Origin of the sequence: Runella sp. (assembly GCF_027484545.1) — a bacterium.
Lineage (GTDB): Bacteria > Bacteroidota > Bacteroidia > Cytophagales > Spirosomataceae > Runella.
In genome coordinates, this window is record NZ_JAIXST010000335.1 from 1 (window position 1) to 11,185 (window position 11,185).

General features: G+C 45.7%; 10 protein-coding genes. 3 read left to right on the top strand and 7 right to left on the bottom strand.

Annotation, left to right across the window (positions count from 1 at the left end):
• Positions 1-107 precede the first annotated feature (107 nt).
• The gene (locus Q0081_RS29930) at positions 108-299 is read right to left on the bottom strand and encodes an AAA family ATPase (protein WP_298362260.1); all 192 of its coding nucleotides are present in this window, start codon (positions 297-299) and stop codon (positions 108-110) included.
• A gap of 99 nt (positions 300-398) precedes the next feature.
• Between Q0081_RS29930 and proC the strand changes: the two genes are divergently transcribed.
• Positions 399-1,202: a pyrroline-5-carboxylate reductase gene (gene proC / locus Q0081_RS29935; RefSeq protein ID WP_298362263.1), complete on the top strand. Its 804-nt coding sequence runs from the start codon at positions 399-401 to the stop codon at positions 1,200-1,202.
• A gap of 70 nt (positions 1,203-1,272) precedes the next feature.
• Entirely contained in the window at positions 1,273-4,941 is a 3,669-nt protein-coding gene (locus Q0081_RS29940; protein WP_298362266.1) for a gliding motility-associated C-terminal domain-containing protein, read from the top strand.
• A 91-nt stretch (positions 4,942-5,032) separates the two neighbouring features.
• On the opposite strand, the gene Q0081_RS29945 is transcribed toward Q0081_RS29940, so the two are convergent.
• From Q0081_RS29945 to panC, 5 genes are all read right to left on the bottom strand, one after another.
• On the bottom strand, positions 5,033-5,743 hold the full coding sequence (locus Q0081_RS29945) for a zinc metallopeptidase (protein ID WP_298362269.1): 711 nt from the start codon (positions 5,741-5,743) through the stop codon (positions 5,033-5,035).
• A gap of 12 nt (positions 5,744-5,755) precedes the next feature.
• A complete protein-coding gene (rfaE2, locus tag Q0081_RS29950; protein WP_298362272.1) occupies positions 5,756-6,241 on the bottom strand; it encodes a D-glycero-beta-D-manno-heptose 1-phosphate adenylyltransferase in 486 nt (161 codons plus the stop codon).
• Positions 6,242-6,297: 56 nt separating this feature from the next.
• The gene (locus tag Q0081_RS29955) at positions 6,298-7,329 is read right to left on the bottom strand and encodes a lysylphosphatidylglycerol synthase transmembrane domain-containing protein (protein WP_298362275.1); all 1,032 of its coding nucleotides are present in this window, start codon (positions 7,327-7,329) and stop codon (positions 6,298-6,300) included.
• Positions 7,330-7,418: 89 nt separating this feature from the next.
• Positions 7,419-7,769 (bottom strand): aspartate 1-decarboxylase, encoded by a 351-nt coding sequence (gene panD, locus Q0081_RS29960; RefSeq protein WP_298362281.1) that lies wholly within the window; start codon positions 7,767-7,769, stop codon positions 7,419-7,421.
• Positions 7,770-7,854: 85 nt separating this feature from the next.
• Positions 7,855-8,697 (bottom strand): pantoate--beta-alanine ligase, encoded by an 843-nt coding sequence (gene panC / locus Q0081_RS29965; protein ID WP_298362284.1) that lies wholly within the window; start codon positions 8,695-8,697, stop codon positions 7,855-7,857.
• 281 nt (positions 8,698-8,978) lie between these two features.
• Between panC and Q0081_RS29970 the strand changes: the two genes are divergently transcribed.
• Entirely contained in the window at positions 8,979-10,124 is a 1,146-nt protein-coding gene (locus Q0081_RS29970; RefSeq protein WP_298362287.1) for a cysteine desulfurase family protein, read from the top strand.
• 22 nt (positions 10,125-10,146) lie between these two features.
• On the opposite strand, the gene Q0081_RS29975 is transcribed toward Q0081_RS29970, so the two are convergent.
• A complete protein-coding gene (locus Q0081_RS29975) occupies positions 10,147-10,755 on the bottom strand; it encodes a Uma2 family endonuclease (protein ID WP_298362290.1) in 609 nt (202 codons plus the stop codon).
• Positions 10,756-11,185 lie beyond the last annotated feature (430 nt).

An 11,185-nucleotide genomic window follows, 5' to 3' on the forward strand; every position in this document is an offset into this window, starting at 1 on the left:
AGAGGTGTTCTGTTGTAGCTCCTTTAACAACATTAATTGTTCTTTTTCTAAGATTAATTCCATACCATACTAACGAAATCATACTCCCACTTTATTGCAAACCTAATTTAGTTCAGTATACATCCACCCAACAACTTCAAAATCGTCGTTTTCCCTGTATTATTATTGCCTAGAATGACATTCCATTGTTGGTAGCGTCCATCGGGGCGAGTAAAAGAAATCCGGTGCTCTCCCTGAAAGCAATTGAAGTCTGTAATGGTGATTTTGCTTAAATAAACGCCTTCTGTTTCCTGACTCATAAAATCCTCGTCTTTTTTGTAAACTTACTTAAAAACGTGTTTTATTGCCAAAATATCCCCAATTTTGCGGTTTAACTACCAACTTCTTAGTCGAAACTGATGAAAATTGCCATTGTAGGTTGCGGAAACATGGGTATGGCCTTCGCCAAGTCGTTTTTGCAATATGATTTAGTGAAAAAAGAGAATCTTCTTTTGATTGAAAAAAGTGCAAATCGCGCCGAATCCCTCCGTGCTGAAAATACAGGTGTGGTGATTGAAACCATCAGCTCACACATTGGTGAATACGATATTGTAATATTGTCGGTGAAACCGCAGGATTTTGCAGCAGTGCAGGATGACTTGCGGGGAGTACTGCAACCGCAGCAGGTCGTTCTTTCCATCATGGCCGGGATTCCCATCAGCAATATTCAGGAAAAATTGGATCATCGGTTGGTCATCCGGGCAATGCCTAATACACCCGCGATGCTCGGCATGGGAATCACGGGCTTTTCGGCGGCAAAAGAATTGAGTTTTGCCCAATTATTGAAAGTCGATAACCTCATCAACGCCACGGGACGTTCGGTGTTTTTGGAAGACGAATCTATGCTGGATGCTGTCACGGCATTGAGCGGAAGCGGCCCGGCTTATTTTTATTATTTGGTAAAAGCGATGGTGGAAGCCGGCAAACAAATGGGCTTTGAAGAATCATTGGCAACTTTGTTGGTTAAACAAACGATGTTGGGGTCTTTTCACCTTATCAACAACGCCGACAAAAGTCTCGACGACCTTATTAAGGCCGTAGCGTCAAAAGGAGGAACCACCGAGGCTGCCTTGCGCGAATTTGAAAGCGGAAAATTGTCAGAAACGCTCCAGACGGGGATTTTGGCCGCCGAACGCAGAGCAAAAGAGTTATCGAAGGGATAGAGGATTTCAGCAACACTCAGTAAAAATGCTGAATTGAAAAATTTCAAAGGCGCATTTTCGTTTTTTCTACATGAAGCACTTTTTACGCACTGCCTTTTTATTTTTGTTTATTATCAACGGAATTGCAGCCCAAAATCCTGCCGCGGTTCGTTTTGTGCGAAATCAAGGCCAATGGGATGCCTCGGTTCGCTATCGTGCCGATATTCCGGGAGGGTATTTGTTGCTCAAAGAAAAATCGTTGATGTACGTATTTTTCGAAGTAAATGCTTTGTTGAGTCGTCATGCATTGGGCGGAAATTCTGTCGCTGCCCGTACTTCTGATGTAGTAAACGGACACGCTGTAGAGGTGCTGTTTGAAGGGGCGAATACGGCGATTCAGGTCAAAGAAGAGCACCCCAACGCGGTCAAATTCAATTATTATTTAGGAAATGACCCTAACCGTTGGGCGTCAAACGTGCCGACTTTTGGGGAAATCATCTACCGCGACGTGTATCCAGGCATTGATTTTAAAATGTATGCCTTCCGCGAAACCTTGAAATACGAATTTTTGGTGGCTCCCAATGCGGATGCCTCAAAAATTAAACTGCGTTATCAGGGAAGCAAAGAGTTGAAATTGGCTGATAATCAGCTTTCTGTTCAAACTTCGGTCAACTCATTTCGGGAATTAAAACCATATACTTATCAGGAAATCAATAACCGTACCCGCGAAGTAGTGACCCAATACCATTTAGAAGGCGAGCATTTGTCATTCGATTTTCCCAAAGGATATGACCGTACGCAGTTATTGACGATTGACCCCGAATTGGTATTCTCAACGTTCTCCGGCTCGCTTGCCAATAACTTTGGACACGCCGCTACGTACGATGAATTGGGAAATATGTATTCCGTAGGAACGCTTCACTCTTTAGGTACTTTTCCAACGACGGCCGGTGCTTTTCAGCGGCAATCCGGCGGGAATGTGGATATAGCACTGTTAAAGTTTAGTCCCGATGGTACCAAATTGTTGTACGGTACCTACATTGGCGGTGGTGATGTGGACGTGCCGCACAGTATGATTGTGAACAGCAAGGATGAATTAGTTCTTTTTGGAACAACTTCTTCGCAAAACTTCCCGCTCACGTCGGGAGCCTACCAAACGCGTTTTGGGGGCGGAACACCGGTTGAGCCGATTGGAGGTTTTCAGTATTTTAACGGCAGCGATATTTTTGTGTTGAAACTCAATTCAACCGGAACTGTCCTGACGGGCAGCACACTCGTGGGCGGGAACGGCAACGACGGGATTTGCCGCACGTTTGACTTCAATCTGGTAAATTATGGTGATGAATTCAGGGGAGAAGTAGTGATTGATGGCAAAGACGATATTTACGTAGCTTCCTCTACCACTTCGACTAATTTTCCGTTAGTCAATCCCATCAGTACTCAATACGGAGGTCGTCAGGATGCTGTCCTGTTTAAGTTGAGTTCAGACCTTAAAACCTTGGTGGCCAGTACCTATCTGGGGGGAACAGCCCCTGATGCTGCTTATGGATTGAAATGGGCACCTTCCGGAGCGCTTTACGTGACCGGGATGACGCGCAGTGCTAATTTGCCCGTCAAAACGGGCGCATTTAAAAGCGTAATCTCAGGCGTAGAAGATGGATTTTTGGCCAAGTTTGCCAACGATAAATTAGAACAACTCACTTATTTGGGTACGGATAGTTCGGATGTGGCTTATTTGGTAGATGTAGATCAGGAAGAAAATGTTCACGTTTTTGGACTGACGCGCGGCCGTTATCCAACTACTGCCGGTACGTACGTAAATGCCAATGCAGGGCAGTTTATTCATGCTTTGGATAAAACGCTCTCCAAAACCCTTTTTTCGACGACCCTTGGCTCATCGCGTGCGCGGCCTGATTTGACTCCAACGGCCTTTTTGGTGAATGAATGCGGGAATATCTATTTATCGGGCTGGGGAGGAATTGTCAACAGCCGGAATGGCTATAACCCCACCAGTAATACCACAGGCTTGCCTACCACGGCTGACGCATTCCGACAAACAACTACGGGAAGTAATTTCTACATTGCGATTTTAGAAAAAGGGGCTAAATCATTACTCTACGGCACTTTTATTGGCAGTACGGTTTCCAGTTCGGATGGAGACCACGTAGATGGAGGAACAAGCCGTTTTTCTAAAAACGGCGTAATTTATCAGGCAACCTGCGTATGTCGGCAAGCCAATTTTCCTTCCACGCCTAACGTATGGTCGGTCAACCGGGGCAGTCAGGATTGTAACAATGCCGCTTTTAAATTTGACATCGACCGTCTTAAAGCCGATTTTGACCCTTACCAAGGTGCTACAAAAGGCGTAGTTTCGGGTTGCGTCCCGCTTACGCTTGATTTTGTAAATACCAGCGAAGGCGGAAAAACCTACACGTGGGATGTGCAGGGAAACAATATCTCACGCGACCCGCTGAAAGCCACTTACACCTTTACTCAACCCGGTGAATACCGAGTTACTTTGCGGGCGTTCAATCCATTAGTTTGCCGGGGACAGGATGTAGTGACCAAAATCATCAAAGTAGGAGTAAGCAAAGCCAAAGCAAGCGGCGACACGACTGTTTGTAGTAACGTCGGCGTGCCGCTCCGTGCTGAAGGGGGTATCAAATATTCATGGACTCCAACGGCAGGGTTGAGTAATCCGAATAGTGCCAATCCAATCGCGAAAGTCAGTGCGACTACCAACTTCATTTGTACGATTACCGACTCAGCCTGTACGGTAACTCGCAGTGTAGCGGTTACGGTCAATAATAACAAAGCAGATTTCAACGCACTCAGAGATACTACGATTTGCAGCGGTCAAAGCGCTATCCTCACGGCAACCGGAAGTGCGACACGCTTTCGCTGGACACCTTCGATTACCTTGAGCGATTCCGTAGGGACGCGTGTGGTAGCAAAACCGCTTCAAACTACCGTTTATACTGTCACCGGTCTTTATGCGGATGGTTGTTTGTCGCAAAAAATCATTACGATTACGGTTATTGATAATAATAAACCTGATTTTCAAGTCTCACCCGATACCACTATTTGTGCGGGACAAAGCGCTCAGTTGCTGGCGCAGGGAGCGGGAACTTTTCGTTGGTCGGTAGCACCAACCTTGTCGGATACTACGATTAAAAATCCGGTAGCCAAACCGACCCAAACGACGACTTATACCGTTACGGCCACGTATCCGGATGGTTGTAAACCCAAGAAAACCGTCACAGTCAGTGTAGAGCGAGGTCCGCAAAATGTCAGTTTCGAGGCCGTTCCTACGTATGCCTGCGGCGAACCGACGACGTTGCAATATGTCAATCGTACATCAGGTGCCACCCGATATGAATGGGATTTGGGCAATGGCAGCAGATCAATCTCGGCTACACCGTCAGCGCTCAATTATGGGCAAAACGGTACATACCAAGTCACTTTACGGGCCTTTTCGCCGCGTGGCTGTGAGTCCTCCGTGACGCAGTCGGTGTCTGTATTGAATTTAGATAAGATTCCAAATGTAATTACACCTAATGGGGATAGAAAGAATGATACGTTTGTGATCGGTATTCCCAGTTCTCAAGTAGAAATTTACAACCGGTGGGGCAAACGCGTTTTCATGAGTGAAAACTACGCAGACGATTGGGGTAAAGATGTCTTGAATGGGACGTATTTTTACCTATTGACTCTTCCCGGCAACATCCAATGCAAAGGGTGGATACAGGTACTTCAATAAAAAAAGCGGCTCAAAGGCCGCTTTTTTATAAAGTTTTCCCTAAGTGGGCCGGGCCGCCAGGGCGGAAGATTTAGATGGGGTTTATTGCAGTTTAATCATCACTTCGACGTCCGAGCAATAAGCTTGCGTAATACATCAAGTTAGCTAATGCGCCTAAAGCCGCTACCACGTAGGTCAGTGCTGCCCATTTTAGCGCATCTTTTGCCATTGCATGTTCATTGCGATTTACGATGCCACGTTGTTCCACCCACGCCAATGCCCGACGGCTCGCGTCGAATTCGACAGGTAATGTAATCAGTGAGAATAGCGTTACGCCCAAGTTGGCTACTACCAAAATGGTTAATAAAGTAGTACTCACAATGCCTTGGTTGTAAAAAATGAATCCACCAATAAACAACATTCCCATATTGAAAATGTTAAGAATATTGCTGCATACCTGCACCACGGGCACCAATGCCGAACGCATCTTTAAGGGCGCATACGCTACTTTGTGCTGTACGGCGTGGCCGCATTCGTGCGCAGCTACTGCCGCCGACGATACACTCCGTCCACTGTACACATCTGCACTCAGATTGACAGTCTTGTCAGCAGGGTTATAGTGGTCGGTAAGCATTCCTTCTACCTGCGTAATACGCACGTCATAGATTCCGTTATCTCGCAGCATTTGAGCTGCGATTTCACTCCCGCTCATGCCATTCATGAGCCCTACCTGAGAGTACTCCGTAAATTTGCTCTTTAAACGCCATTGGACAAACATCCCAATGACCATAAATACGAGCCCAATAACAATTAAACCACCCATAATTTTTGGATTTTAATAGCTGTTTTTTATCTTCTCGATTAAAGAAGTAGTGGAATAACCTTTCACTAAAGGGACGGTTATCACTGCTCCTCCTCTTTCAACGATAAAATCCGCGCCAACGATATTGGCTACCGTATAATCGTCGCCTTTGACCAAAATATCAGGACAAATTGTCTGAATAAGCTCCAAAGGAGTGGGTTCACCGAACAAAATGACAGCATCTACAAACGACAGGGCTGCCATTAGGCGAGCCCGGGCATACTCATTCACCACGGGGCGCAGAGGTCCTTTTAATGTACTGACCGAAGCATCGGTATTAAGCCCCAAAACAAGCGTGTCGCCCAAGGCGCGGGCTTTTTCTAAGTAGTCAATGTGACCTAAGTGGACGATATCAAAGCAGCCGTTGGTAAATACTATTTTCTTTCCTTCGGCTTGCCAAGCGCGGGCGGCTTCTGCGCCAGCTTCCCACGACATGATTTTGTTGGCGGTAGTAGACATTTTTTATTTCTTAAATAGTACACAAAATGACAAAACCCTCTGATTGGCGTAGTAGTCTAACTGCTCACTTCTGATTTCTCAGTACTCACTACTACTTTTGGGCTTTTTACCAGCGTGATAATAAATGAAATACCACCTAAAATCAACATCAGAATCATTTGTGTACCGTGGATATACGTGGCCAGAGCCAGTCCGTTTTCTTTGGACAATCCATACAAAACTAAGGCGCTGCTCACCAAAATATGATAGGGGCCTATGCCGCCCTGCACCGGTGCTGACATACCCAAGCCTCCCATAATCAGGATGGTAAGTCCGGCTAACAGGGTAAGGTAGGAGGATTCGGGGAGTACAAAAAAGCATACGTAAGAACTCAGAAAATACATCGTCCAAATCAGTACCGTATGGAAAACGAACATTCCCGGATTACGTAATTTCCGAACACTCAGGAGACCATCTATCAACCCCAGTACAAATCCTTCTATTTTGGCAAAGAGCGAATTCTGACGCAGACGGTCGGCATTTTTACGATAAAACCACCAAGCCGCTGCTAAAAAGCTTATTCCTACTACTGTCAAACTTCCCAGAAAGACTATTTGAGAGTTGCCGTTGCCTTGTCCTAATCCCAGCTTTTCGCCAAAAAGACTCATAAAGAAATCACTCAAACGGCCAAATTCAAGAAAAAAAGCGAGACCAATTAAAAGCAAAAGTGAGATTACATCGAAAACGCGCTCGGCGACGACTGTCCCAAAGCTTACATTGACGGGGACTTTTTCGAGGCGGTTGAGCGTTCCGCAACGCGTCACCTCACCCGCACGAGGAATGAGTTGATTGGCAAAATATCCCGTAAAAACGGCCACGGTAGAATCAAAAGCTGAGGGACGATAACCCAGTGGTTCAAGGAGCATATTCCAACGGGCAGCGCGGCTCCAGGCGGCAATGATGGTAAATAGGGTGACTAAAATAAGCCAGCTGTGATTGGCATTTTGGAATTTGGACCACATCGCGGCCAAATCCATGTCTTTAAAAACGTACCACATCAATCCTCCCGCAATAGCGAGTGAGAGGCAGTATTTGAGGATATTTTTCATAGTTTTCAGTCGATAGTCAATAGTTAGCAGTCGATAGTCCATGGCAGAGAATGTTATTTTACCGTTGACTATAAACTGTTGTCTATGGACTATTTCACAATTTTGTTGTTTTCGTCAGGAAAAACGACTTTGGGTCTAAATGTTTTTGCGTCTTCTTCGGTCATCATTCCGTACGAAATGATAATGACTACATCGCCAACTTGGGCTTTGCGGGCAGCAGCGCCGTTGAGACAGATAATGCCTGTATTGCGTTCACCTTTAATAACATAAGTAATCAGGCGCTCTCCATTGTTATTGTTAACTACGTGGACCTGTTCATTTTCAAGAATCCCGGCGGCTTCCATGAGCGCTTCGTCAATGGTAATGCTTCCTACGTAGTTTAATTCTGCCTGCGTGACTTTAACGCGGTGAATTTTGGATTTGAATATTGTGACAAACATGGTGGAAAAATTAACTGATTATCGGAAAACCATCTTCTGAAAAAATGGCACTCGGATAACCTTTAAACAAGGGGCAAAGTTCACGCTAAAAAATCACATTATCAATCAGGCGTACTTTTCCCAAATAGGCCGCAATGCAAAGGGCCGTTTCTCCAATGGGTTGAATGGCTTCCACCGTTTGAAGTGTGTGGGCGTGGACAATTTCAAAATATTCCAACCGAAAGGCGGGTTGTTCGGCAAAATGCGCAGTCATTCCTTCCTGTACTTCCGCCGTTGTTTTTCCCGAAACCAAGGCTTCTTTAGCGTTACATAATCCTTTATAAATATGGGAAGCGATTTGACGTTCGTCGGGTGTGAGATTTCGGTTGCGTGACGACATTGCCAAGCCGTCGGCTTCGCGGAGGGTTGCGCAAACATTATGTTCCATTTGAAAGCCCAAATCAATCATCATGCGCCGTATCACAGCGACTTGTTGCAGGTCTTTTTGGCCAAAATAGGTGCGTTCGGGTTGAACGATATTGAATAGTTTGGCAACTACAATGCCCACGCCATTGAAATGGCCTGGACGAAATTTGCCTTCCATAACACGCTCTAAATCACCAAAATCAAATTTTAAAACGGGCTTTTCGGCATACATCTCCTCGGCCGAAGGCGCAAAAACCACATCACAGCGGGCAATGTCCAGCATGACGCAATCAGCTTCGAGCGTGCGTGGGTAGCGAGCCAAATCGTCTGGATTATTAAATTGAATCGGATTGACAAAAATACTGCACACTGTGAGGTCATTGGCGAGACGGGAGGCTTCGATAAGCGACAAGTGTCCTACGTGTAACGCTCCCATGGTAGGCACAAAACCGACGGATTTGCCCTGTAAGCGTTGCAAAAGTAAGTAGTAGCGGAGGTCTGCGATTGTATGGAAGACTTGCATCGTACCTGTTAGTTTTATGCAAATCTACACAATAACCTGTTATGTAGACGGTGGATTTTACAAAAGTTAAGCGTATACGAAGCTAATTTTTAAGGCTTTCTTTTTTATACCCTGTTGGCAAATAAGCTGTTAGTGCAATGCCCATTAAGCCTGTCGCACTTTCTGCAACCCCTAGTTCGGGTTTTGTGTTTAAACTCTATATTTGTGCAGAAGACCCGACAACTGCATACGCCCGACTTCTGTGGATCTTAACTGCTCATTATGCCCGAACAAACAGTTTCATGATTTACCTTGATAATAACGCTACCACCAAAATAGACCCGCTCGTGTTGGAAACCATGATGCCGTTTCTGACTGATAATTTTGCCAATGCGGCTTCTACGCACGTGTTTGGGGTAGGAGCCAATGAGGCCGTAAAAACAGCCCGTCAGCAAATTGCGGATTTGATTGGAGCCCAAATAAACGAAATCGTATTTACCTCAGGCGCTACCGAAGCCATCAATTTGGCCATCAAAGGCGTAACGGAACAATACCAAACCAAAGGAAAACACATCATCACCGTCCAAACGGAGCACTCCGCCGTGTTGGACGTGTGCCGCTACCTGGAAACCAAAGGATTTACCGTGACCTATTTGCCTGTACAGCACGATGGACTCATTGATTTGGAGGTACTGAAAGCGGCCATCCGGCCGGATACGATTTTAGCTTCGGTCATGGCTGTCAATAATGAAATCGGCGTGATACAGCCGTTGAAAGAAATTGCGGAATTGGCGCACAAAGCCGGGGCTTTATTCATGACCGATGGCACACAGGCTGTGGGAAAGTGGCCACTAAATGTGGATAACTTGGGTATTGACTTGCTAACGCTGTCGGCGCATAAATTTTACGGCCCTAAAGGCGTGGGGGCGCTGTTTGTGCGGCAACGGCGACCGAATCGCGTCAAACTGGAAGGACTCCTCCACGGAGGCGGGCACGAAGGTGGCAAACGCTCGGGCACACTCAACGTGACGGGCATTGTGGGCATGAGAAAAGCGGCCGAACTCGCCCAAAAACAACTTCAATCCGATGCCAAACGCGTTGGAAAATTGCGCGACACGCTCGAAAACGAACTGCTTCAAATTTCGGGGACGCGCATTAATGGCAACCGTGAAAACCGCCTTTACAACGTGAACAACGTATTGTTTGAAGGCTGCGACTCTGACGCGCTCATCATGGGTTTGGAAAACATCGCCGTGTCCAACGGTTCGGCCTGTACTTCGGCCTCCATTGATCCTTCTCACGTATTGATGGCCTTGGGAATGACCGAAACTGAGGCTTTTTTGTGCATTCGGTTCAGCTTGGGGCGTTTCAATACCGCCGACGAAATCCCGCAGGTGGTAGAGGTGGTGAAGAAAGTAGTGGGGCAGTTGCGGGCGATGAGTGGCTAAGCTTGGTACAAAAAAGCGGGCCCTAAATGCCTTTTTCTAATCCTCTATAAAGTCTTTTCAGAGGCAAGGGGCATTCTTGAATGGCATACAAAATAGCCGTGGCATCATCGCCGTCGTAGTCACGAACTATCCAAGTAGTGTCGGTTTGTTTGGTATAAACTGACACATGTTTGGTGTCTTGGTGCACCAGTATATATTCTTTAAAACTCGGAATCGTACGGTAATATTCATATTTGATGGTTCGGTCGTAATCTTTGGTCGAGCCGGACAGCACCTCAACAATAAGTAAGGGATTTGTGATGGTATCCTTACGATTTTGATAAAATTCGGGTTTTTCGCAAATTACTACCGCGTCGGGATACACAAATTTGTTGTATTGCTCAATTCTTATTTTGGTGTCACTGTTACTGACAATAAACGCTAATTCATTGCTCTCAACAAAACTATCAATAATAGTGGCTGCTTTTTGAGCTAACCGATTATGGGGTAGTTGTCCTCCTGCCATTTTTAGTATGCTGCCATTATGGTATTCGTGTTTGTAAATAGATTTGTCCTCCAACCTAAAATAGTCCTCAATAGACACTTTTTGGGTGGGTAGCAGTACTTTTCGACGAATAGGCTTTGTCAGCATGGTTACCTGATAATAGGATCAATCCTCTCATTAGTTCTCCGGTAAAGATAAATAGAAAAGCACAAAACCCAAAAGAGGTTTTGCAGGTGAATATGGCTCAATGGGAAGCAATAATACTATCAATCATTCACAAACTGTGCGTCTTTATACGTAAATCAGCAGTTGGCGGTTATGTGCCACAACTGCAAACCGGATTGAACGAGTGCAAAACCGCCACGCCCGTCAAGTCGACATAAATTCTTTTTCCTTGTCACGCTGTAAGCGTCTGAATTTTTGTGGGGCATTTGGTGGAATAGAGGTATATAAAAATTCGGCAGTGCGCGCAAAGTAATGCTATAACAAAAAAATAGACAACTGGGGCAAATGCCTAACTTTGGAGTGACTAAACTCAAAGATTATGTACCTATTTTGCCCAAGTTGTCACAGCACA